The following is a 24611-nucleotide window of genomic DNA, read 5'->3' as shown; positions in this document are numbered from 1 at the left end:
TCCGGCATAGGGTCGTGAGGCTAGAGCGTGACGTTGGAGCCGAGGTTCTGGTGGCCCGCGATCTCGATCTTGAAGTCGGCGGCGGCGTTGCCGTCGACGTTGCCCTGGATGACGGTGAATTCCTGACCGTTGTGAGTCTCGTAGCTCACCGCGAGCTGCCCGGCCGCGGTGAACGCGGCATCGGAAACCAGTGTGAAGCTCTGGTTGCCGTCGACGGCGTAGTTCGCGTCGATGCCGCTGAGGTCGATGCGGTCTCCCGGCTCGAAGCCGACGATGGTGTCGCCCTTGGCCGCTTCCACCGAGCTGAAGCGGAAGGTGTCGTCGCCGAGCCCTCCTTTCATCACGTTGGCGGCGGTGCCGGCGACGATGACGTCGTTGCCGGAGCCGGTGGTGACATTCTCGATGCCCCACAGCGTGTCGTTGCCGGTCTGCGAGCTCGAGGCGCTGCCGTTCGCGAGCGGGCCGGAACCCAGGTTGACGGTGACGGCCGTGCTCGCCGCTGACATGTCGAGCGTGTCGGTGCCCGACCCACCGGCGCCTTCGTCGCCGAAATAGGCGTCGTTGCCATCGCCAATCTCGGCCACGATCAGGTCGTTGCCGGCCCCGCCGAACACGGTGTCGTCGCCCGCACCGGCGTTGATCAGGTCGTCGCCCTGATCGCCGAAGATGCGGTCCGCCCCGGCATCGCCGTAGACGATGTCCGCGTCGGCTCCGGCGAACACGTGGTCGTCGCCCGCGCCAGCGAAGATCACGTCCCGGCCAGCACCGCCGTTGACGAAGTCGGCCCCCTCGCCGGCCGAGATCGCATCGGCGCCAGCATGGCCGACGGCGATGTCGTCTCCTGCGAAGGCGACGATGCTGTCGTCGCCGGGTGTGCCGACCAGCGTATCGGACTGCGCCGTGCCGTTCCGGACCACGCCGTCGGTTGCGGTCTCGGTCTCTTCTTCGTCGTCACCGCCCGCCGTTGGCGCCTCGTCATCCTCGTTCGGCGTTTCGGTTTCTTCCTCGTCGTCCTCGTCCGGCTCATTGGATTCGAACTGGGGCGGCACCATGCCCGAGAAGGTGACCGAATGGGTTCCGTTCGAGATGGTCTTGGTGCCGTCCTGGTTCTCGACCAGGTGGTAGGTCGCCGGATCCGCCCCTTCCGGAAGCTCGATCACGTCCTCGGCCTGGAGGGCGCCGATGATGGTGTCGTTGCCGCCGTTGGACTTGAACACGATGCGATGGGCCGAGGTGAGGGCCGAAATGTCGATCGTGTCGTCGCCCTCGTCGCTATCGATCGTGATGGTGTTGAGGCGCAGGCTGGTCGCGGTGAAGTCGCCGACGACCGTGAACGTATCGCCTGCTCCCGCGCCGCCCGTCGCTCCAGTCGGTTCGATGCCGTTGATGCGGATCTCCTCGATCTCGCTCAGTTCCGCGATCACGTTGGCGAAGGCCGAACCGCCTCTTGTGACGACGATTTCCGGCGTACGCCCGCCGAAGCTCGCGATGTCGTTGCCGGCAACGGCATCCCAGGCGGCCAACGTATAGATCGTGTAGGCCTCGCTGGAGGTGTTGCCATTGATGACGAAGGTGTCGCCCGCGGTGCCTTCGGTGCCGCCATTGACGATGTCGCGGCCATCGGTCGGGACCGCCGTCGCATTGGCGTTCCAGACAATGGTGTCGTCTCCCGCACCGCCGTTGACCGTGTCTGCCCCGGCGTTGAGGCCCGGCGCGGTGACGTTGACCGTGAAATTGTCGACGTAGAAGTTGTCGCCGTTGTCCCAGTTGTTGCCGTCGCCGGTAGTCCGGAAGCGGATGGCCGAGTTCGAGCCGATCTGGGCGGGCGTCAGGGCGGCGCTGAAGTTGAAGGTGCCGTTGGCACCGCCTCCCAGCGTTCCGCCGGTCAAGACCTCCCAGGCGTTGGTGTTGACATTCCGTGCCTCGACGATGACGGTCTGGCCGCCGTTGAGATTGTCGTCCTCGTAGGTGAACGACACCGTCGCCGCGGTCGCGCCGGCGAGGTTGACGGCGCGCTCGATCGTCTCGCCGCCATCGACGCCCTGATTGAACTGAAGGCGGCCGCCGGTGATCGAGATGTCGCCTGCTGTCGGGCTGGTCGTCTCGCCGCCGCCTTCGGTCCAGTTTCCCGTGAACGCGAGCGTGCCGTTGCTGTTCGAATACGACGCGGCTCCGAAGCTGTCGACGTAAGCGCCGTTGTTGCTGCCGGTGCCACCGGTCAACGTGTCGTTGCCGTCGTCGCCGTTGAGGGTATCCGCGCCCTCGCCGCCGAGGATGACATCGTCGCCACCGCCGCCGCTCAGCGTATCGTTGCCGCCGAGGCCGTCGATGAGGTTGGCACCGCCGTTGCCGGTGATGACGTCGGCGTTGGCGCTCGCCGTGCCGAACGGCGCCGGCGCGGCCTGCGCAAGGACGTAGTCGGACGCGTCGATCGCGGCCGTCGTCGTGTTGTTGACCTGGATGGTGCCGATCGTCGCCAGGGACGCATCCCTGACCGTGAGCACGGTATTGGCGCCCACCTGAGTCTCGACAACACGCGTCGCCAGGTTGGCGGCCGTGATGCCGAGGGCGCTGAGGTTGATCAGGTCCTGGCCCCCGGCCGCGGTCGAGTCGAAGCCGGTGATGGTATCGGCACCGAACCCGGCGGCGTTGTAGACCACCACGTCGTTGCCATCGCTGACGTTGATGGTGTCGCTGCCGGCGCCGCCGATAATGGTGTCGGTATCGCCGCCGGTGCCTCCGCTCAGCGTATCGTCGCCAGTACCGCCGTCGACCAGGTCGGTACCGTTGCCGGCATCGATGGTGTCGTTGCCGCCACCGCCGAAGATCTGGTTGTTGGCGCCGTTGCCGGCGATGGTGTTGGCCTGCGCGTTGCCATTGCCGTTGATGGCGTCGCCTCCGGTCAGCGTCAGGTTCTCGACTTCGGCCCCGACTGTGTATGAGACCGAGGACTGCACCGTGTCGGTGCCGCCGGCCGCAAGTTCGGTCACCACGTCGGCGGCATCGTCGACGACGTAGATGTCGTTGTCGGCGCCGCCGGCCATGACGTCGGCCCCGGCTCCGCCGTTGAGGGTGTCGGCCCCGAGCCCACCTGTCAGCGTGTCGACGTCGTCGCCGCCGTTGAGGGTATCGTTGCCGTCGCCGCCGTCGAGCGTATCGTTGCCCAGACCGCCGTTCAGGGTGTCGTTGCCCGCCAGACCGCTCAGCGTGTCGGCCAGATCGCCGCCGGTGATGACGTTGTTGCCGGCGTTGCCGGTGCCGATGAACTGGTCGGCGTCGACGCCGCGGTAGGTGAGGTTCTCGACGTTGGCCATGTTCGCGATGGAAAGCTCGGCCAGGAAGGTCTCGACGGTGTCGGTGCCCTCGTCCTGGGCCTCGATCGCGACATCGAGCAGATCGTCGATGCCGTAGGTGTCGTTGCCCGCACCGCCGACCATCGTGTCGGCGCCGACGGCGCCTTCGAAGTCGTCACCAGCGAGGTTCAGCCGGGCGTCGAGATCGTCGTTGCCCGCACCGCCGACCAGGAGGTCGTCGCCGAGCCCGCCGACGAGGTCGTCGTTGCCGGTGCCGCCGAAGATCAGGTCGTTGAGGCCGCCGCCAGTGATCTCGTCGTCGACGCCCTGCTCGCCCACCACGAAGTTGGCCTGAGTGTTGGTCACCGCATTCAGCGACATGTCGACGTCGCCGCCTGCCCGGTCGGCCGGATCGGAGCGGCTGATGAGGTAATCCTCCGCGCCGAGCGCATAGCCGGCGAAAGTCGCGCCGTTGAAGTTGATGCGTTCGACGCCGGTCTGCGCGTTGTTGCCGGTGAAGTGGCCTGCCACCGTGATGGACTGGGCGACGGAGCCCGTAGGCCCGGTCGGTAGGCTGTAATTGATGACCAGGTCGCCGGTCTGGGTCGCGGTGCTGCTGTCGAAGGCGTCCAACGCGGTGATCGTCGGTACCGGAAGCAGGGTCACCGGGTCGATGATGGGCTGACCGGACGCGTCGACCGCGTTCGGAGCCTGGATCGAGATGCGGTCGGCGGTGCCGCCGCTGGCGGCATTGACAGCTTCGTTGATGAGGTCGTTGCCGTCGCCGAGCCCGAACGCGTAGGTGTCGTTGCCGAGACCGCCGTTGAGGGTGTCAACGCCGCCGTTGATGCCGGCTCTGACGATCGTGATCGTCAGGTTATCGACGTAGAAATTGTCACCGTTGTCCCAGTTGTTGCCGTCGCCGGTTGTCCGGAAGCGGATTCCCGAGTTCGCGCCGATCTGGGCAGCGGTCAGCGTCGCGCTGAAATTGCCGTTGCCTGTCGCGGTGGTGCTGCCGAGCGTGCCGAGAACTTCCCAGGTGCCGCTGCCGCTGTTGCGGGCCTCGACGATGACACTCTGGCCCACGCCGAGATTGTCATCCTCGTAGCTGAAGGACAGCGTTGCGGCCGTAGCCCCCGCCAGGTTCATCGAGCGTTCGATGGTTTCGCCGCCATCGACGGTCTCGTTGAAACGAAGGCGATTACCATCGATTTCGATGTCGCCGCTCGTGGCGCTGTTGTTGTCGTTTTCCGTCCAGTTTCCGGCGAAGTTTGCAGCATTACCATCGTTGCCGGAATAGCCGCCCGAATTGAAGTTGTCGGCAATCGTTCCCGTCGCAGAACCCGGACCGCCGACCAGGATGTCGTTGCCGCCGAGACCGTTGAGCACGTCGGCTCCGGCAAGGCCGACGATGATGTCGTCGGTCGCCGAACCGTTCAGCACGGGACGGTTGTCGGACGGCGGGCCCTGCGGGGCGAGGCCATTGTCGCTGAACGGGGTGCCTACGACGATACCGAGAGTGCCGTCGGAAAACTGCAACCTCTCCATGTTGCGCAGCAGGTCGGTGCCATCGAGCGGATCGAGGCCGCCGGTGTTGGAGACCACGAGGGTGCCGTCGGCGCGCGCCGAGAACGAATAGTTGGCGCGGACGTCGGAGTAGACTGCGGTGTCGATGTCCGATGCCGCCGCGCCGTCGGAGACGATGTCGCGGACGATCTTGAGCTGGCCAGGATTGATCTGACCCGAGAACACTTTCTGGACCAGAGTCGTCATGCTGTCGTGGAACTCGAGCACGGTGTTGCCGACCGGGCCGTTCTCGTCGAAGTCGGACATCACCGCGATGCGCACCCGCAGCCATCGGTCGCCGTCGAGGATATCGTCGCCGCCGCGGCCTTCGATGAGGTCGCTGCCGGCACCGCCGAGCAGGATGTTGCCGCCGACGAAGCTGCCGTTGGCATCGAACGAGGCCGGTCCCGCGCCGGCGAGAAGCGCCTGCAGGCCCGTGATGAGGGCGATGCCCTCGGCATCCAGGGCACTGCCGCGGAAGCCTTCGGTCGGCACGAGGTCGGCGGTGACGTCGGAACCGCGGATGACGTCATTGTGGGCTGATCCGGACGCGCCTTCGACCTGGGTGAAACTGTCGAGCGCCGCGTTGCCCGGAAGCACCGGCAGACCGGGCAGGATCACCCGGTTGAGGTCGACGTCGACCGCCAGATTCATGTTGGCGTAGGTCGTCCAGTCGTAGCCGGACATGCCGTCGAACTTGCCGCGACCAAGGCTGCCGAACCAGATATCGTCGCCGCCTTCGCCAATGAATTCGTCGAAGCCGCCGTCCCCGTGGAACACGTCGTGGCCCTTGACGGCATCGAGCTGGAACTGGTCGTCGAAATTGTCGCCGACCGCGCCGGTCCAGGCGCCGATCTCGATCCAGTCGTCACCTTCGCCGCCAAGCGTCTGCTCGGTGGTCTTGCTGCCGAGAACGAAGTCGTTGCCGACCCCGCCGAAGGCCTCATCGAGACTGTCGGCGCCGAGCACGATGAAGTCATTGCCCTCGTCGGCGACGATCAGGTCGACGCCCTGGCCGGCGTTGACCGCGTCGTGGCCGCGGCCGGTGCGCATGATGTCGTCGCCGAACTGGTCGGTGATGATGTCGTCACCGTCGCCGCCGATGTACTGGTCGTTGCCGGCGCCGCCCTCCATGCGGTCGTTGCCGGCGTCGCCATAGAGGGTATCGTCACCCTCGCTGGCGATCAGCGTGTCGGCCTGGTCGGTACCGCCCAACAGGACGTGGTCGGCGCCGGTATAGCGCAGGTAGTTCGCTTCGGCTCCATCGGTCGCCGGGTTGTCGCGCAGGACCAGCGGGGTCAGGATCGTGCCACCGGTCGGATCGGCCGAATCGAGCCCCGGATTCCACTGCCGGGTCTGGTCGACTTCGAGGATGAGGCCGGGCGTGGAGAACACGTCCGAAGGCAGATGGCCGGCGTCGGCATTGAGGCCGATTACCTTGGCGAAGGTGTTGTTCTCCATCTCTGACAACAGATGCAGCCCGTCGAGCCGCTGCAGGTAGTAGAAGCGGTCGCCGTCCTGCAGCTTTTCGAGCTGAACCTCGAACACGAAGTTGAAGGTAGAGCCCAGCATGCCGCCGAACGGCATGACCTTCTCGGCGAGACCGCCGATCCAGAGATCGACGTTCTCGAGGCCGCCCAGCGAGCCGCCGGCGTAGATGCCGGTCGCGTTGAGGAAGGCTATGCGGTCGGCATTGAATGCCGCGAGCTCGGCCGGGTCGGTCGGAACGACGACGTCGCCGAAGCTGGTGCCGAAGATCAGCGCCATGGCCGCGTCGCGCTTGCCTTCGACCGTCGTCTCGCCGGTGATCAGCGTGTGCGTTCCGTAGGCGGCGACGAAGTTGATAATCGAAGCCTCGTTCTTGAGGTGGCTCGCGAAGTCGACCCAGCTCGCGTAGGGCCGCAGCTCTTCGGCGTGGCTGCTTGCCTCAAAGAAGTCGCGGCGCGCAGCGTTCAATGACGGCACGCCGGCATCGCGGCCGCGGGCCAGGTTGATGGTAGCCAGATCGAGCGGCAACCCGAGCAGATTGTTGCGCAGCGCGCTGGTGACGAACTCGTCGATCTCGTTGCCGACCTGCCGCGTCATGCCGCGGATGATGTTGCCGGCGGCGACGCTGTCCGCGACGGTGTGGCCCGAGTCGAATTCGATCGGGTTGAGGAAGGCCTCGATGAGCCCGATCTGGTCGTTAGTGAAGGTCGGGTCGAGCCGGTCGATCGTCTCGGTCAGCATTGAGTGGCCGAAGCGGTAGACCACGTGCGCGAATTCGGCGACAATGCTCGGATTGATGTCGGCGTGGTATCCGTCCGGCACGACGAAGAAGTCGATGTTGGGCTGCACCTTGCGGGCGAAGTCCTCGAAGACGAGATGTTGGTATTGCATCTCGGTGCCGAACTTGGCGGCCTGGAACAGGCGTTCGCCATCCCAGACGAGGGCGGCGATCTGAGCGGGCGTCGTCGGCAGTGCGGCGAGGTCGACGGCCAGCCATTCGTTGAGGAAGGCCAGGTCGTTCGAGGCCAGGACGATCTCTTTGGTGTGCTCGACCAGCCGGTTGTGCTCGGAGTGGAAGATGTGGTGGACCGCGGTCAGGCCGATGTTCTCGTTGGCGCGGCCGTCGCCGGCGATGAAGTGGGCGTCCAGCAGTTCGTTGTCGTAGACCGCCGGGTTGTTGCCGGGGTTGAGCAGCCCGATTTCAATGTCGCCGTCGGCGATGCCGTTCGGCACGGCGTCGTGCGCGATGTCGGCAAGGAAGGCGGCGTTGATACGGATCGCGGTGGCGACGCTGACCGGCGCCGTCGAGGTGCCGGAGATGACGATGTCGTCCGCAGTGTTCGGAATGCCGTCGGCGCCGACGCCGGTGATCACCTGGGCGAAGCCCGCGGCATTCGGAATGAAGTTGCCGTACGGGTCGGTGCGAAGCAGCGGCACCGCGCCGACGTCCTGGTCGGTCAGGAGGATGCCAAGCATCTTGGCCTGTTCCTTGACCTCGCCCCAGGTGGCCATGCCGCCCGGCTGGTCTCCGCCGCCCTCGATCAGCTGGCCGGTAGCGTGCGGGACGCCGTTGGCGTCGAGCGCGTACTGGCGCAGGAAAACCTGGTGGGAGGCATGCGACGTATAGGTCTGGTTCTGGTCGACAAACGGCGTCGTGGTGTTGACGGGACGCACGTCGTCGGCCGTCCCCATGACGCCGTCGGCGCCCGGGCTGACGGTGGCGCGGGTCAGGACCATGAAGTTGGTCGGGCTACCCGGCACGTACAGCGGATCGTCCGGCTGGAGCGGAACGAACACGGTGCCGCTGCCGCCCTTGTTGACGAGATCCAGACCGTGATCGAAGAACTGGCCGAACAGAGTGAACCAGGAGTTGAACGGGGCCGACAGGCCGACGTCCGGAGAGACGTTGACGACCTGGACGTTGTCGCCGTCCATTGTGATCCCGAACGGCTCGAGGCCCGCATCGCGGACCGCGCGCGCCACCGCCAGATCGTTGAGCATGTCGTTGTGCACCGCCGTGGCCGCCGCGAAGGCGTCGATCGCCGCCTGTTCGGCCGCGCCGGGAACGGTGGACTCGTCGCCGTCGCTCAGCTGGTTCGCCGCCGCCTTGGCGTTCTGCATCACCACGCGGGCCTGATACTCGGCGTCGAGCGCGGGTTTGAAGGCGTTGTAGATATCTTGCACGAGGGCGACGTTAGCCAGCGTGGCCTCGACGATCCCGCCGGACTGCAGGCCCTTCATGATCGCCGCCGGGTTCGCGAGCGTCTGATCGACGATCAGGTTAGAGATGGTGCGCAGGCTCGAATCGAACACCATCGAACCCGGGTTGTTGGACGGCGCGTAAGACGTCGGCACGGCGGGCGCGCCCGGCGGCAGGAAATTGCCCGGTACGTTTTCCGCGGGCCTGAAGGTCGGATCCAGCAGTTCGGGGAACGGCATGTCCGCGGCGCCCCACTTCTCCTGGCCGGGCAGCAGGTTGTTGTTCTGTCCGTCGACGGTACGAAGACCGATGCTGAGGTTGTAGGACGGGACCGAGCCGACCTGGCCGGCCAGACCGGCTCCGTAGAGCGGCGCGGCGTTCGGGTCGAGCGGATTGACGATATAGGCGGCGTGCTTCTCCGCGACCTTGATCTGCGCGAGAATGAAATCCAGATCGCTCCTGATGTACGCAACCATGGCGGCCTCACCTGTTGTGGCGCACGGTCCGCCGCGGCGGCCGAGCCGTTGAAATTTTTGCGAGCCGTCCGCGTCGGATGGCTCCTATGGGCTCAGGTTAGATTTTTCTGTGAACAACGGGACAGGGTACAAGGTCCAACGACCTCGTGGGACCGAGGTCTGGCGCTTCGGCCGACCATGGTCGTAGGACCTTGGTCCGATCGGCCGTCCAGACTGCCTAAGCGAAGGGCTTCTGAGCAAGTCGTGCCTGCGCATTAAATAGGTTTCCCGGTGTGACCTAGCTGACATTGCGCTGCGACCGAGCTGCGGTAGGTTGTTGATCACCGGGGATGGCTGCATATTTCACTTAGATCATTTCACCCGAATTTTTTCGAGAATGAGGTCGCAGCAGTCCCCCTGGTGCGGCCTTCGTTCTAGCACCCCAGCCGCCACACTATTTTCATTTTTTGTCGGAATCAAAATGGTGTCGTTGCTTCATTTTTGAGGACCGCATTCATGACAAAGGAAAATTGCTTAGTCGTTCACGCGGCTGGAAAACAGTTGGATTTGCTGCGCGGAGAAGCTGCTCGCATTGCGAAGGGCACCAAATTGGGGTGGTGGACCGATCGCGCAGACATCGGCACTCGCTTCTGCTTTGAGGATGCAAAGGCGAAGGAAGCCTTTGCGTTGACCTGCGACAATTTCGGCATTCGGTGCCAGGACGGCTAGCTTAAAAGATGCCTGCGTCGGCCCTACTTCAACGTAATGCTATCGACCCGCTGGCATGGTCGACACAAGTAAGCGTGTACTGCGGGCAGGCTAGCAATCTTCGGAAGTGTAGCGAGATACACCATCGGTCGCCTACATTCTTGGCAGATGAGGATAGGCGGATTGTCCTTGTTGCGGCGGCCCGTCATTTCCTCGCTCACTTCAGAGCGCGGCAACATAGTTCTGGATGACGCCGAGCACACCTCCGTTGAAATACCGAAGCCTATCGAAATTCGGCAAGTTCAACGTGAGGCCCTTCGCGCAAGACGGAGGACGTTCACGAGACGTAAAGCACGCGCGCTAACATTGCGGCGGCATTGTTCACAAGTGGACCATGCGTGGGAATGGATGCAGCCTACCCTCGCTGAGCGTCGGTTGGATTCGCCTCCGTTCCGAAGCTCAAGCGGCCTCAGCTATCCCCCTTCCAAAGCTGAGGTCGCTTGCTCCGTCCGAATTGCGACACCAGAACTTCGGACGAGAGTCGATCCACGCGGGAATTTAGGCGTTACTGCGGCTTTGCCGGCTGCTGGTTCTCGGGCCGGACCGTCTTGTTGCTGTCTGGCATTTTGTCTCGACCCTGATCTCCATTGTCGTCTTTGCCGCCAGAAGTGGACGTACCACTTCCGCTACTCGAACCAGGCGACATGCCAGTGGTGCCACGCGGGTCTCTGCTCGGCGCCGTCGAGCTGGCTGCCGGGTCACCATTGACCGCCCCACGTCCGCTTGGTGAGCCGGCGGGCTGCGCCGACGCAGCAGCAATCGAGACAGCCAAGCCGGTTGCTAATAGTAGGATTAGTTTCACGGCAAACTCCCAGGGTTGTCGCGCTTAACCCGCAGGAAGTCCGATCCGTTCCAAAGACCTAAGCCGGCGCAAGCTGAAGAGAGATCAATGACCGTCTTCGTCTACGTGAACACCGCCAAACAGGTCGGCGACGTCGACCAAATCAAGGTCTTCGCCAGTGTCGATGCCGCAGAAACGGTTCGAGGAGAATGACCCCTAAGGGGTGGCATTTGAGTACGACGTGATAGGGCTGCCGGCGTCGTTCGTTCTCGCAGACGCAAACACTCCTAGCGCTTACGCACCGGAAGCGTTTTTCCAATCAACGAATTGGTTCTTGCAAAGTAGATCCGTACGCGCCACGCCACACTGCGCGAGCCCTCTCATGAACGCCGCGATGGAGAGCCTTTTCCGAGAGTCCGAGAGCATCCAAGCGCAATCGGCCTTTGGCTATCTCAGGCCAGTGAGTTCGGGCGCACGTTGGGAATTATCTCAACCGGGTATACGTCAACCGGAAGCGGCACATTGCTGGGTCTCCAATACGACGCGGTGAGGAGCAGCAAAAAAGTCGCTCGTGCAGCCATATACTGTGCCGCTGGTCGGCTGCGCTCAGTACCCTGCAGGACGATTTTACCCGCTTCGCCAGAAACACACCAGCGCCAGCCGCGACCGCGCCGTGTGATCGAACTATCAAAGACAGGAAAATCCACATCGCTCATGAGACGCATACTCCAAAAACGACCACCTAAAATAGCCACATTACTCAAGAATTTTAAATGGGCTAACTTCTTTGTGGCTACGGAGTTCCTCCTCGCCATGCGATTGCTTGAAGCTTAAAGTATTTTTCGTGCGTCTCGTAGCCCTTCGTTCAATTGCTGGTCTCTCGGCGAAGACCTAAATCGGCTCTCTGGAAAGCCCGCAAGTCATGTCATCCGCGTCGACTAACAAGATTGCGCTTTTCATCGATGGCGCGAATCTTTACGCGACGGCGAAAGCCCTGGGCTTCGACGTCGATTACAAACGCCTGCTGGAGGAATTTCAGAGCCGCGGGAAACTGTTTCGGGCATTCTACTACACCGCAGTCATCGAGGATCAGGAGTTTTCCTCGATCCGTCCCCTGCTCGATTGGTTGGACTACAACGGGTTCACGGTCGTCACCAAGGCGACTAAAGAGTTTGTCGATGCATCCGGCCGCCGCAAGATCAAGGGCAACATGGATATCGAGCTCGCGGTGAACGCCATGGAGCTCGCCGAACACATCGACCAGATGGTGCTGTTCTCGGGCGATGGCGACTTCCGCTCTCTGGTCGAAGCCGTGCAGCGCCGCGGCGTGCGAGTCACGGTGATTTCCACTATCGCCAGCCAGCCGCCGATGATCGCCGACGAGCTGCGCCGCCAGGCCGACGTCTTTACGGATCTCGTCGAGCTGCAGCCGAAGCTTGGCCGCGTCCCATCCGAGCGCCCTGCCCCACGTGATCGCGAACCGCGGGGACACATGCCGAAACTCTTACAAGAGCCGAAAGGAAACGACCCTCCTGGCTAGTAAGGGTCGCCCGCATCGATGAATTTGCGGCAGAACCACTTCAATAGAACAGCATTACCGACATCCAAGCAGTCAGCGACGCGCATAAACCAATTCCGAGATACGGCAATGCCTGGCGCATCCCAGACGCGAAAATATGCTGCCAGCTTCGCATTCCTGCCGGCGACCGAGGCCGAATCTGCGTCTGCATCGACCGGCGCGGAACAACTAGCGCCGAAGGCCAATTGAGGACCTGCCAAGCATCGCCGCCGATGCTGGCGGAGCAGCCCCGGTCTACTTGCCCCCAAGCCCCCCAACCGGGACCGTCTCCCCGACCTTGAGAAACGGCATGTGAGGATTTTACAAGTACGGCATGACCAAGGGCGGAATGATGAAGGCTGACGCGTCCGGCCAGGGCGGCTCTGGTCCCGGCAGCGATCAGGCCGGCCCCAAAGCAACAGGAAGTAAGCCTGGCTCCTCCGGGGATTTGCTTCCCAGCCGCGTTGTCTTACCCCGGCAACGCGGCTGTTCTTTTACGACCGGAGTCGCGCGAGTGCGCCACCTGGCGGGAAACGTCTGGATCGAGGAACCCTTACGCACGCCTGGCATTGAAGTGGCGAAGAGGAGGACTTCGCATGAATGGAATCATCTATCTCGTTGGCCTGATCGTCATCGTCATGTTCATTTTGTCTCTACTCGGTCTCAGGTAGACGCCATGGCCATTGAACCAATCTCCGGGATCGCATCCGAAACAGCCACCGCATCCAACTTAACCAGGCTCTGGGGATTGCAGTGGACACCCATCGTCGTTGGAGCCTTCGTCGCTACGAGTTTGTCCCTGATACTGATCTCCTTTGGAACAGCGCTTGGACTGGGCATGGCCTCCGCTGCGCCGACCTGGAGAGATGCTTCCGTTGCGCTATGGCTGTTGTCGGGCGTCTACCTGATCTTTCAGTCCCTCATCAGTTTTGGCTGCGGCGGCTATTTTGCCGGGCGCGTGCGGCCGCCTTACGCTTCCGCGACCGATGACATCGAGACGCGCGACGGACTGCATGGCGTTGCTGCCTGGGCGCTCGCGGTCTTAATCGGAGCTGTTCTGACCGCGCTGATAGCGGGTGCTGCAAACCGCCCGTCCGCAACGACTCAACCGCCGTCTGCTACCGAACCGTCGATCCTAAGTTACGAGCTTGATCATCTCTTCCGTGCGCCCCGGCGGCCGCCGAACGTTGATCTGACGGGTGAGCGTGCTGAAGCCGCGCGAATTCTAGCCACTGCTTCGAGTCACGGCGGCGTTCTCCCCGAGGATCGCACCTATCTTGTTCAGCAGGTCACTGCATTGACCGGGCTCGCAGCGACGGACGCCGAGAGGCGAGTTGATACGACGCTGGCAAATGCGAAGAGCGCGATCTCGAGGGCTCGTGCGGCAAGTATCATCATCGCCTTCTCGGCGGCTGCAGCGTTGCTGTTCGGAGCCGCGGCGGCTTGGGCTGGTGCAGAAGCTGGAGGCCGGCATCGCGATGGCGAGCCGATTTCCGAGTGGATGGCTCATTCCAATCGATGGCACAAAAGCCGCGTCGCGGATCCCCGGCCACTACCTTAACCTCATTTTTCCGCACAGGGTGACAGGCTGGAAATCCTTTGACCTTCCGCTGCGCCGGTTGTCGGGGGTGGTGAATTCATCGCGACGCGCGAAGTACGAGATCAGTTTTTGCCGCGTCGCTCGCTTTTCCATAGCTCTCCCGCCGAACCTTTAAAACGTAGGAACGATCGCCTCTCGATCGCAGTTGTCGTGCGTCAATATTTCTAGGAGGAGACGACGATGGAAACGGAAAGGCGTGAAACAGGTACGCTGATCGGTAGCGATAAGGTCGAAGGCACAGCGGTCTATGGGTCCGACGCCCAGAAGATCGGTTCGATTGAGCGCGTCATGATCGACAAGGTCAGCGGCCAAGTGTCGTACGCGGTTCTCGGCTTCGGTGGCTTCCTCGGCATCGGGGACGATCACTACCCCCTGCCCTGGCAATCGCTGAAGTACGACACAGGTCTTGGCGGCTACCGGACCAATCTTACCGCCGACAGGCTTCAGGGCGCGCCGAAGTACGGCAACGACAATGCCTGGGACTGGAACGACCCGGGACGCGCAAGAGCGGTGAACGACTACTATTCTGGGTTCTGACGGTTACCGGCAAGCCCGCTTGCGAGAGCGGGCCTGCCGCGCCGGTCAACGCGCCTGCTGTCGGCAGAAGCGCTCCACCCGTCAGTTGAAGGAGTCGCCAGTGCGATGCTCGTCGTCGAGGACGACGCCTCATACGCGAGCTCGTCGTGGAAACTTGGCGGGAGGAAGGATACGACTACGCGGCGCATGGCGCAGAGGCATTGGCGTGGTGCGGGCGGCAGGTTGTCGACGTTCTGATCACCGACGTCAGGTTGCCCGGCGGCATCGACGGATGGAAGATCTCCGAACATTCTCGAGAACACGACCCCGATCTACCCGTGATCTATGCGACCGGTTTCTCTCCCGTCACACCCCGTCTGGTGTCCGAAAGGCTAACACCGCAGAAGCCCTATTATGCGGACGACGTCGTCAGGGCCGTCAGCCGGGTTCTGCGGATCGAGCATAGGGGCCCTTGCAGTTCCATCGATGGCTCTTGATGAAGATCAACGTTCTTGCTAGGCCGAGAACCAGGCCGTCTGACGAGGCGCGCATGTCACTGCTGAAGCCGAGCCGCAAACGAAGCGCTGCGTCAGCCGCGGTCCTTGAGCAAGTATAGGCCCGAGCGTTCCGACCCCACGAGTTGCGAGGCCGTCTGAAGCAACTGTTCCTGCGTAAAGGGCTTCGTCAGCACCATCGACCGAGCGAAGCTTTCCGGCAACGCCTGACGCCCATAACCCGTCACGAACACGAATGGGACATTCCGCCGAGTGAGCGCCGCAGCAATCTCGTCTACGGGTTCTCCCCGCAAATTGGCATCAAGCAGCACTCCGTCGAACGAACCTTCCTCGACCGCCCGAAGCGCGTCCTTCACCGAACCGATGGGACCCTCGACGTTCACACCGGCGCCTTCCAGACCAGCGACGATGTCGAGCGCAATCAGGGGCTCGTCCTCGACGATCAGGAATCGCTTGCCTTTGAGCGGTTCGGCTGGTGCGGCCTGACGCATGCTGCGTGGACGACTTGACGATGTGGACCGGCCGCGCTCTTCCGGCGCAATCGATTTTTCCGCGCTGAGAGGCAGCGTGATCTCCCAGCGTAAGCCCTCCGCCTCCGCGGACACGTGAGAGCTTCCACCCTCGCTCTTCGCGGTCTGTTCGATGAGGTTGGTTCCGAAGCCGCGTTTGAGGGGCGATTTGACCGGCGGCCCGCCTCGCTCGCGCCATTCCAGCCGCAGCTTGTCGTCGTTCACCGCCCAGCCCACGTACACAGTACCCTCGGGCTTCGACAGGGCGCCGTACTTGACCGAGTTGGTGCCGAGTTCGTGCAGCATCAGTGCCACGTGCAACGCGACCTGCGGCCCAAGCCGTACCGGGGGACCAGAAGCTACCACACGAGAAGCATCGTGCGCAGCAAGCTGATCGCGCAGAATGTCGAGGAGATCCGCGTGCTGCCAGCCGGACTGACTGAGGAGCCCGTGCATACTCGAAAGCGATTGAATGCGGCCGCCGAAACTCACCGCGAACTCGGCCGGGTCCTTCGCGCGCCGGAGCGTCTGCTGGGCGATCGCCTGGACGACCGCGAGCATGTTCTTCACGCGGTGGCTGAGTTCGCTGACCAGAAGGCGCTGCGTCTCGTCGTGCCGCCTTCGCTCGCTGACGTCGCGCGCGGATCCGAACCATTCGACGATCTCGCCGTCCTCGTCGAACACCGGAACGGCTCGCGAGTGCACCCAGCCCAACGTACCGTCGATCTGCTTGACCTGATGCTCGAACTCGAACGGTGTCTTGGTCCGGATCGCCTCGTCGATGGCCGACAAGACCTGCGGCTGATCGTCCGGATGAATGTACGTTTCGAGCCAGGTCTTGCTCGGGCTCTCCGTATCGCGGACGGAGTCCTTGCCCTGGAGGTTGCGCATCTCGCTCCAGTCTGGACTCATGCGATAGACAATGTCCGAGGTCGCGGTGACGAAGGCGCGGTACCGTTCTTCGCTTTGACGAAGGCTTTCCATCACCTCGCCACGCACGCTTGCGATCTTCAGATGCGCGTCTACGCGCGCCAGCAGTTCTCGCGCAGTGAACGGCTTCACAATATAGTCGTCCGCGCCGGCACCGAGGGCCTCGACCTTGGTCTGCTCGCCCGCGCGCGCTGAAAGCAGGATCACTGGCAGTGACCTGGTGCGGGGGTCTGCGCGTAGCCGCATCAGCAATTCCATCCCGCCAATCCGCGGCATCATCACGTCACTGAGCAGGAGATCGGGCAGTTTTCGGGAGATTGCTTCCAAGGCCGCCTCACCGTCCGGCACCGCGTGGACGCGGTAATGCTCGCCGAGAATGCGCGTCAGATATTCGCGCATGTCGGCGTTGTCGTCCGCCAGCAAAACGAGCGGCCGTTGCGCTTGAGGCGCAGCAGCCTGTTCCACGGGCAACGCGACCTCGATGATCTCGTCAGGCACGGCCGAGGTATCGGGAAGCCAGCGCAGCGCCTCTTCAACGAACGGCCTCGCGCTCAGGCCCGTCGAGGCTTGCGTGCGGACGCCGCCGATCTGCCGTTGTGGCAAATGAGCGGTGCCGTTGGGTATCGTCACCCGGAATGTCGAGCCTTTGCCAAGTTCGCTTTCGGCGGTGACCTCGCCGCCGTGTAGCCTCGCAAGCTCCTGCACAAGCGCAAGCCCGATGCCCGAACCTTCGTAGGTCCTGCCCCTCGCACCCTCCACGCGGTGGAAGCGCTCGAACAGCCGAGGCAGCTCAGCGGTCGAAATGCCGGTGCCGGTATCGGCGACGACGAGCTCGAACTGCTCGTCTGCCTGTCGCAGGGACACCTCGATCGTACCTTCGAATGTGAATTTGAAGGCATTGGACAGGAGATTGAGGACGATCTTCTCCCACATTTCCCGGTCGACGAAGGCGGTGTCCGAAAGCGGCGGGCAATCGACGACCAGTGTCAGACCAGCCTTCTCGATCGCCGAGCGGAATTCGCTGGCAAGATGCGCCGTCATCTCGGCGAGATCGGTCGCCTCATAGACGGCCTGCACGCGCTCCGCCTCAATCCGCGAGAAGTCGAGCAACGTGTTGACAAGTTTGAGCAGGCGCAAGCCGTTGCGGTGGACCAGGTCCATCTGATCGAAGTACGCGGCCGGAATCGTCGCTCCACCAGACTCGCGATTCATCTCTTCGAGCGACCCAAGCATCAAGGTCAACGGCGTGCGGAATTCATGGCTGATGTTGGAGAAGAACCGCGTCTTGCCGCGGTCGATCTCGGCGAGCGCCTCGGCTCGCCGGCGTTCGGCCTCCAACTCCCGCTGGTTCTGTTCGGCCCTGACCCGTTCCGTGACGTCCATGCCCGTCGGCACGACGACGACCACGCGGCCGGACGCGTCCCGCACCGGCATGCAGGCGAAGTCAACGATGTGCTCCGAACCGTCACCCCAAAAATACAGCGACTCGCCGCGGAACGGCTCGCCGGCTATAGCCTGCTCGACGGCGTGACGGACCCACGCCATCACCTCCTGCGACCGATTCCACCAACCGCACTCCCAGAACGGGCGGTCGAGGACGTCCGCACGCTGGAAGCCGCAAACCTCGAGGGCCGACCGATTGATGTCGAGGACCGTCCCGTCCAGGCGGAGGCGCGCGGCGAACAGGCCCTGGTCGTAGACTGCCTGGAACTGCTCAGTAACCTCCCGCAGTTGACGGTTGGCCTCCTGCAGCTCTTGCGCCCGCAGCATGACTTCGAGCCGCATGGTCTCGTCTGCAAGCGCGGCCACGCGGTCGCCCCGGGTGATGTCGGTGACGTCTTCGACCCGGTGCATGATGTATTGAGCCCGCCCGTCCGGTCCGATCACCGGAGAGTTCAGGGGCGACCAGTGCCGTTGCTCAAAGTCGCCGCCCGGTCCGCGGACGTCGTACCTCTGTACGGCCATCGTATCTGGTCGACCCCCGGCAAGGACTCTTTTGAGGGACGCGCGAAGGTTCGTGATTCCGGTCGCAGACGGATCTTCGGGGTTGTCCGGGAAGACTTCGAACAGAGGGCGACCTATGATCGCATCGCGTTCCGTGTGAGTGGCCCGAAGGTAGGCATCGCTGGCGTCCAGGATGGGGAAAGTCTCGTCGGCGCCGAGGACAAGGAATAGCGCGGGAGAGCTTTCGAAGATTTTGCGATAATCCACCATGACCAGCCGCGCCCCGTTTCAGAGTACCGAGCGATACCCGAAAAAAGAAACCTACCGGCGAAGCATACAATCCTACCGGTGATGCTAAAACTGAGAGATAACCGATTGTCTGGATTCAGGTTCCTTCGGGCCTGTTGGACGGGCAGCCCGATGCGGCCGTCACTGGCGCCGATCTTCGGCGCGCAAAACTCGGTTTTCGTGGCATCAAGCGGAAAAAAGACAGGCCATACCCGGCTCCCGCGTGCCCCACGACTGCTGAAGATGCGCAAGGTCCGCGAAACGTGCCCACCTCCGGGCGCTGTCTCCTCCAACGGCTGTAACTTATGGCCGCGAGGCCCTCAATGTATCGGCACAAAGTGCAATAGCGAAACACTGAGGTTCTGCTTGTCTGGAGCGCGCCACGCCGATCTTTCTCAGCCCCAAGCTTCCTAGATTGGCGAGGACATGCAGGGCCCTCGTGCGGTCTTTGACCTCGCCGGGCCGGTGGTCGCGAGATAGTCCTAGACGATGGACGGAGCGGCAGACCGGCAACGGCGTTTGGAGTTGGGTCGCTGGTGAACAGAGCATGGTCCGGCGCGTGAACTTGCCACCATGGTGAGCGGCTCATTCGATGATCTCAGCCAATTCTGCCACCAGACGTATCTGATCAGATCGTTGGTGGCTCTCGCGAAGGCGTGTGGCGCCTGGCGCGGAGCCTAGGCTTTAGCACAGGGCGAGGCAGCGAGCGTACGCCGGGTCCCGCTCTCCGATATTGGGCAGGAAACGGCCCGTTAACCCCCAAAGCCCATCATTATCCCGACTAGCGCATAGTCGATATCAACGAACTCCCACTGGAGTCGTCGCTGAACTCAACCCGGCGACGGCATTTTTGTTGGACTGATGGACTATCGAGCTTTCACAAACGACAGCATCACGATGATGTATGAAAGTGTTCGCGGCGCTCTCGCGTCGGACGATGCTCAGAAGGCTGCCGGAGAGAAACCGCGCTTCCAAGTTCGCGAAACGTCTAATTGGCGGGAGCATGCCGCCAATCTAGAGACCGAAATGCTTCGTCGGGGCATGTTCTTCGAGATTATTGATTGGTCCGAAGATCAGGGGCGATTGCCTCTCTAGTTCTGCTTTACGGAACTTTAATAGGACGTTGCCAACGTTGAGATGATTGCAAATCGTCGCGGAAAGCCTGAATGCGATTTTCCGGAAACGCGAAAGGCCATCCTCGATATCGTTTCGGACGATCATCGCAATCCGCTGGTCGAATTCGCCGCCAGGAATTCCACGGCCAAGGTCAGCCTGGAGAATAACAAGCCGCTCTACCTTCTCGGCGAGAAGATCGTGACGACCTCCAGGAGCAATCAGAAGCACACCTTGCAATGCAGCGGCGCGATTTCAGTCACGGTGGGTGATGTGAAGGCCTCGAAAGAGATCGAGTTTTCCGTGCAGAAGGCGACAGACGGCAAGCTCTCAGTATCGATCACGCCCTTTCAATTCTAGGGCGTCGCGGGTCGCGGCGACGTCCCGCCAATGTCCAAGGCCGCACGAGTCGTTCGACCGCGGCGCCAAGCGCAAAACCGGCAACGACGTCGCTTGCCCAATGCGCAAGCAGCGAGATCCGCGTCAGCGAAAGTGCGACCGCGATAGCACGCACGGCGCGACGCCGCGCTGGCGGCAGCAGACCCGCTGCGGACGCCAGTGCACCCATGTGGACGGCATGACCGGATGGAAAGGCATCGCGTGCCCGCCCGGAGACGGGAACGCCATGCCGGTGGCCGACGATTGTCAGCCGATCAGGTCTGGTCTGGTCGAACGCGGATTTGAGGATATGCGGTAGTACGGCCGTCACCAGTGAGGCCGTCAGAATGTGATTTGCGAGTGGGGCCTGCTGCGGCTTGCGGAGCTGGACATAAAGCCAGCCTGCCGCCGTCAGTGCGAGCAGCACATGCTCGTCCGCGCCCCAAGTGAGGGCCTTGGAAGCGTCCTCGACCTCGTAGTCGGTGTGAGCCGCGATCTCATCGGCGATCGCGACATCGATCCGTGTAGGTTTGACAGTTACGAGCTGGGGTCCAAAGCTGGCGACATGTTCTCCATGACAGTTTTGTAAGACTCAGGACCGATGATGGTTCCTGAGCTCAATCGTCTGCCTTCAGCGATTACGGCTGTCCTGATCCGCCTGCCGAGCCATAAACCTGGCCGGTCGCATAACTCGCATCCGCTGCGGCGAGCTGCACATAGATCGAGGCGAGCTCAGCGGGCTGGCCTGGGCGGCCGAGCGGCGTCATGCCGCCGAACTTCTCGAGCTTCTCCATCGTAGCGCCGCCCGAAACCTGGAGCGGCGTCCAGATCGGCCCCGGCGCAACGCCGTTGACCCGAATGCCCTTCGAGGCGAGCTGCTTCGCCAGCGACTTCACGTAGTTCATGGTCGCCGCCTTGGTCTGTGCGTAATCGTAGAGATCGGGTGAGGGATCGTAAGCCTGCTCGGACGTCGTGCCGATGATGCAAGAGCCGGGCTTCAGATGCGGCAGTGCTGCCTTGATGATCCAGAACGGTGCGTAGATGTTGGTTTTCATTGGTCGCGTCGAAATCCTCCGACGAGACGTCGAGGATGGAGGTGCGCGTCTGTTGACGAGCGGCGTTGTTGACGATGATGTCGAGACCGCCGAGGCCCTGCATAGCCTGCTCGACCAGCTTCTTGCAGAAGGCTTCCTCCTTGAGGTCGCCGGGAAGCGCAAGGCCGGTACGGCCTTCCTTCTTGATCAGGGCGATGACCTCCTGTGCGTCGGGCTCTTCCGCGGGCAGATAGTTGATGGCGACATCGGCGCCTTCGCGCGCATATGCGATCGCGGCCGCGCGGCCCATGCCGGAATCGCCGCCTGTGATCAGCGCCTTGCGGCCGGCGAGCCGCCCGGAGCCCTTGTAGCTGGACTCGCCGTGATCGGGACGCGGCTCCATCTTGCCGGCGAGGCCGGGCCAGGGCTGTGACTGCTTCTTGAAGGTGGCTTCGGATAGCGGGTGACGGGATCGACCAGGTCCTGCTCGGCCATATCAGTGTTTCCTTTCGCTGTTGAAGATGCCAGCGAAGCCGCGGCGAGCGTCGCGCTCGCCGCGCGGACGATTTGCCGGCGGATACGGAAGTCTTGTCTCGATGTGCCATGAAGGGCTCCGCGACTTTGCAGTTTCAACCAGCGGAGCGGAGTATCGTTGCTAAACGAGGGCGCCGGATCCCATTTGGGGTCCACAATCCCTCAGCTGCGCCGTCACGTAGGGAACGCCACAACCTTTGATGAGTTGCCCTTACGGTGCCCGAGCGTTTGTGGGAGCGTCCTATCTTTAGAGATGACAACATCGAACAGGACGACCTGCGAAGCCCATATTCGCCGTGGGCCAATCTACCACCCCCGAACATCAAGCCTGTGACCGAGAGTTTCCGCTGCGATGTGCTGATCGTTGGCGCCGGCATCACCGCCGCTCTGGTCGCTGAACGCCTGACCCGGCAGGGCCGGCAAGTGGTGGTGATCGATCGTGAGCTGCCGAGCCTCGGTAGCACGGTTGCAAGCACGGCGATGCTGCTGTGGGAAATCGACCGTCCGCTTCTCGAACTCACGCAGCTCTACGGTTTTGAAAAGGCAATTCGCTGCTATCGCGCGAGCCACGGTGCAACGCGGGCATTGATGTCGCTCGTCGCGCATCATGGAATTCCCTGCGAGATGCGGCCGCGTCTTTCGCTCTATCTTGCCGTGGGCGATAGTCCAAAACTCATCAACGACGAGTATGCAGTCAGGTCCCGCGCCGATTTGCCGTCACACTTGCTCGACTATGCCGGATTGCTGCAGCGTTTCACGGTCGGCCGGGCTGCCGCGATCCTGTCAAGCGATGCGGCCGACGCCGATCCCGTGCGACTGACGCGCGGCCTGCTCGGCATTTCTGTCAAGCGCGGCGCTCGTCTGCTCAAAGCCGATGCGATTGCGTTTGACGGCAGCGCATCAGGCGTAACTGTCGGTCTTGAGGCCGGACTGTCGGTTGAGGCGCGCAACGTGGTGCTTGCGACCGGTTATGTGATGCCGGACATTGTGCGACCCAGAGCCCAAAAACCAGCGTCCAGTTGGGCGATCGCAACGGTCCCGCAGCCACACAATCTCTGGCCTGAGCAAGCACTGATCTGGGAGGCGTCTCAGAACTATCATTATGCGCGTACGACAACGGACGGCCGGATCATCGTGGGTGGTGAGGATGATGACACGCTCATTCAGCCACACGCCCGCGATGCAGCGACGCCGGACAAGGTGAAGGCGCTCAGGGCATATCTGAAAGCGCTTTGGCCGCAGGCATCCGGCGATGTGGCCTTCAACTGGTCGGGCGCCTTCGATACCACCAGTGACGGGCTACCCCTGATTGGGAGAGTCCCTGGTTGCAAGAATGTCTTTGCTGCTTTCGGCTACGGCGGGAATGGCATCACATTCAGCTTTCTCGCGGCAGAGCTGATCGCCACCCTGCTTTCGGGAGGCACTTCACTCCTACTTGATGATTTTGCGATCGACCGTGACATCGTCGGCTGAAGAATAGAGCTGGGCGTGAGGACAGGCCGGCTGCACCGCGTTCACGCAAGCGATGGGCCAGAAGGTGACGTAGCAGGATGGTGAGCACGAAAGCGGCCGCCAACTGAGGCGGCCTTACTCACTCTTGAATTCCGCAATCTTTCGATCTTGACACCATAGTTCTACGTCGCACCCGTCAGCTAAGGATCTGGCGCGCTTCTTGGCTTCGATTTCGTCCTCGCACAATAGATCGATGCGAAGCTCGATATGTCCGTCGAGGCCCATAATATATGCGCGGTGCCCTTGTTTCTGCTGCCCGTCCAATGCTTGAAGCCCGTATTTTGAGTTACTGCGTGTTCCGTTCATGCATACACTCGCGTTTTCAAATCGTTCGATGAGTCGAATTCATTGATCGATTCCTCGGTTGGCCTGAGACGGCCTTATTCCTCCGGGGGTTGTAGGCCCGGCGACGTTAGCCACCCGTCTATATGAGAAGCGGTTTCGTGCTGCCGCAGTTTGCGTTCTAGGAGATCACGCCGCGGTCCTGGCGGCGTATTTTCCAATTCCGCTATGATGCGGGTTCTTTCCACGTTCAGATTGTCGTCAATGTGGGATCGTGGGCGTCGTCCCATGGCACTCTCCTTTCCCTGCGTGAATTGGGCGGGAGCGCAACCGGCGTTCTCATCACCGATCAAAGCACGGTGCCGAGCGGTGAGGGAACCAGTGTGCACCCGGAACCAGAGCGACGCCAGAACAAAAGTTAGCCCAGCAAACGTCTGCCGGGGTCAGAAGCCGACTTCGGGCCATCGGCCGGGATACGGCTGCTATGGGCCTTGGCGGATGATCCGGCCGACAAGGCACGTGGCGAGACGAGGAAAATCGGGCGGCGGCATACCTGAAAACAAGGAACGACTCTCCGAAGCTCGAATTGGCTCTTTGGGATAAAATTGGCCCGGCGGTGCTGCCGTTTGTGCCTCCTGTCCAAAGCAGGACCTGCGCTCTGGGAGGTTTCGTGATGGCCCACCCAACCGAGGAGCAGATACGGAAACGCGCGTTTGAGCTGTGGGAGCAGGCGGGCAAACCCGAAGGACGCCAAGACGAGTTCTGGGACCAAGCGCAGAAGGAATTACAGGGCGCAGAAGAGCGTGGTGCCCCCAACAAGGGGGCCGACATTTAATTCCGCTGTCGCCCTTTGGCAGCGCTCCAATCTTGGTTCACCGTGCTCTGGCGTTAGCCAAGCGGGAGCATGCTCCGACCATGCGCTGAGGTGGGTTACTCGAACGTACGCGCGTCGCATTTATTCGCCGCCACCCCCGTCTCGCGCAAATGTCCGAGTTGGGTCATAAGCCGACCTCACGCCAACGGTCCCAAAAATGTCAGCTTAGGGCCAACAGGGGAAGCAGCGCGGCTTGGCCGTTCACTGAACAAGCGCGTCCTGATAGCGTCCGGTGCGGCCAAAGCCTGGAATGCCTCAGCGACAAGATTAGCGGAAAAGCCGCCGCCGGGTTGAGCGCGGCGACGGCTTCTTCTTTACGCACTCAGATGGCGGCGACTACCCGTCGCGTCGCATGAAGGAAACGGTTAGCGGGCGCTGCGACGCCATCAATTGGATGACGTTCCTGTTTGCGCAATTCATCGACTAGACGTTCGAGGTACGGCGGCAGAGGCGAGGCTCCGAGAGATAAGTTC

General features: G+C 62.5%; 12 protein-coding genes and 1 pseudogene. 8 read left to right on the top strand and 5 right to left on the bottom strand.

The annotated features are described in order from the left end of the window. Positions 1–20: 20 nt before the first annotated feature. Entirely contained in the window at positions 21–9023 is a 9003-nt protein-coding gene (locus tag AB7G19_RS10830) for a peroxidase family protein (RefSeq protein ID WP_441267804.1), read from the bottom strand. Positions 9024–9518: 495 nt separating this feature from the next. Here AB7G19_RS10830 and AB7G19_RS10825 point away from each other — a divergent pair, with 495 nt between their 5' ends. Beyond that, the gene (locus AB7G19_RS10825; protein WP_441267803.1) at positions 9519–9731 is read left to right on the top strand and encodes a hypothetical protein; all 213 of its coding nucleotides are present in this window, start codon (positions 9519–9521) and stop codon (positions 9729–9731) included. A 1272-nt stretch (positions 9732–11003) separates the two neighbouring features. Here AB7G19_RS10825 and AB7G19_RS10820 read toward each other — a convergent pair. Further along, on the bottom strand, positions 11004–11267 hold the full coding sequence (locus AB7G19_RS10820; RefSeq protein ID WP_441267802.1) for a hypothetical protein: 264 nt from the start codon (positions 11265–11267) through the stop codon (positions 11004–11006). A 206-nt stretch (positions 11268–11473) separates the two neighbouring features. Here AB7G19_RS10820 and AB7G19_RS10815 point away from each other — a divergent pair, with 206 nt between their 5' ends. The 4 genes from AB7G19_RS10815 (at position 11474) to AB7G19_RS10800 (ending at position 14722) form a co-directional block, all read left to right on the top strand. Continuing rightward, complete coding sequence (locus AB7G19_RS10815; RefSeq protein ID WP_028160060.1) at positions 11474–12091, top strand: LabA-like NYN domain-containing protein; 618 nt, start codon at positions 11474–11476, stop codon at positions 12089–12091. Positions 12092–12785: 694 nt separating this feature from the next. Further along, a complete protein-coding gene (locus AB7G19_RS10810; RefSeq protein WP_080669683.1) occupies positions 12786–13670 on the top strand; it encodes a hypothetical protein in 885 nt (294 codons plus the stop codon). A gap of 219 nt (positions 13671–13889) precedes the next feature. Continuing rightward, positions 13890–14246 carry a PRC-barrel domain-containing protein gene (locus AB7G19_RS10805; RefSeq protein WP_028160059.1) on the top strand — a complete coding sequence of 119 codons (357 nt, stop codon included), beginning with the start codon at positions 13890–13892 and terminating at the stop codon, positions 14244–14246. A gap of 146 nt (positions 14247–14392) precedes the next feature. After that, the gene (locus AB7G19_RS10800) at positions 14393–14722 is read left to right on the top strand and encodes a response regulator (protein WP_441267801.1); all 330 of its coding nucleotides are present in this window, start codon (positions 14393–14395) and stop codon (positions 14720–14722) included. Positions 14723–14814: 92 nt separating this feature from the next. On the opposite strand, the gene AB7G19_RS10795 is transcribed toward AB7G19_RS10800, so the two are convergent. Further along, positions 14815–18393 (bottom strand): response regulator, encoded by a 3579-nt coding sequence (locus AB7G19_RS10795; RefSeq protein ID WP_441267800.1) that lies wholly within the window; start codon positions 18391–18393, stop codon positions 14815–14817. 1155 nt (positions 18394–19548) lie between these two features. On the opposite strand from AB7G19_RS10795, the gene AB7G19_RS10790 reads away from it, so the two are divergent. Then, positions 19549–19884: a hypothetical protein gene (locus AB7G19_RS10790; protein WP_441267799.1), complete on the top strand. Its 336-nt coding sequence runs from the start codon at positions 19549–19551 to the stop codon at positions 19882–19884. Here AB7G19_RS10790 and AB7G19_RS10785 read toward each other — a convergent pair. After that, positions 19865–20422, bottom strand: coding sequence for a phosphatase PAP2 family protein (locus AB7G19_RS10785; RefSeq protein ID WP_441268820.1), 558 nt, complete (start codon positions 20420–20422; stop codon positions 19865–19867). The genes AB7G19_RS10790 and AB7G19_RS10785 overlap by 20 nt on opposite strands. Positions 20423–20540: 118 nt before the next feature. Continuing rightward, a pseudogene (locus tag AB7G19_RS10780) lies at positions 20541–21431 on the bottom strand (SDR family oxidoreductase). 393 nt (positions 21432–21824) lie between these two features. Here AB7G19_RS10780 and AB7G19_RS10775 point away from each other — a divergent pair. Continuing rightward, entirely contained in the window at positions 21825–22943 is a 1119-nt protein-coding gene (locus tag AB7G19_RS10775) for an NAD(P)/FAD-dependent oxidoreductase (RefSeq protein WP_354242066.1), read from the top strand. A gap of 994 nt (positions 22944–23937) precedes the next feature. Then, a complete protein-coding gene (locus tag AB7G19_RS10770) occupies positions 23938–24099 on the top strand; it encodes a DUF2934 domain-containing protein (RefSeq protein ID WP_354242035.1) in 162 nt (53 codons plus the stop codon). Positions 24100–24611: the final 512 nt, after the last annotated feature.

The sequence above is a fragment of the Bradyrhizobium sp. 215_C5_N1_1 genome, assembly GCF_052075935.1.
GTDB classification, from domain to species: Bacteria; Pseudomonadota; Alphaproteobacteria; order Rhizobiales; family Xanthobacteraceae; genus Bradyrhizobium; species Bradyrhizobium barranii.
Note: the sequence above shows the minus strand (reverse complement) of the source record. Positions and strands in the feature narration are given on the sequence as shown.

Coding starts and splice junctions, on each gene's coding strand:
- AB7G19_RS10830 (WP_441267804.1), bottom strand. CDS start 9,023: ATGGTTGCGTACATCAGGAGCGATCTGGATTTCATTCTCGCGCAGATC.
- AB7G19_RS10825 (WP_441267803.1), top strand. CDS start 9,519: ATGACAAAGGAAAATTGCTTAGTCGTTCACGCGGCTGGAAAACAGTTG.
- AB7G19_RS10820 (WP_441267802.1), bottom strand. CDS start 11,267: ATGAGCGATGTGGATTTTCCTGTCTTTGATAGTTCGATCACACGGCGC.
- AB7G19_RS10815 (WP_028160060.1), top strand. CDS start 11,474: ATGTCATCCGCGTCGACTAACAAGATTGCGCTTTTCATCGATGGCGCG.
- AB7G19_RS10810 (WP_080669683.1), top strand. CDS start 12,786: ATGGCCATTGAACCAATCTCCGGGATCGCATCCGAAACAGCCACCGCA.
- AB7G19_RS10805 (WP_028160059.1), top strand. CDS start 13,890: ATGGAAACGGAAAGGCGTGAAACAGGTACGCTGATCGGTAGCGATAAG.
- AB7G19_RS10795 (WP_441267800.1), bottom strand. CDS start 18,393: ATGGTGGATTATCGCAAAATCTTCGAAAGCTCTCCCGCGCTATTCCTT.
- AB7G19_RS10790 (WP_441267799.1), top strand. CDS start 19,549: ATGATTGCAAATCGTCGCGGAAAGCCTGAATGCGATTTTCCGGAAACG.
- AB7G19_RS10770 (WP_354242035.1), top strand. CDS start 23,938: ATGGCCCACCCAACCGAGGAGCAGATACGGAAACGCGCGTTTGAGCTG.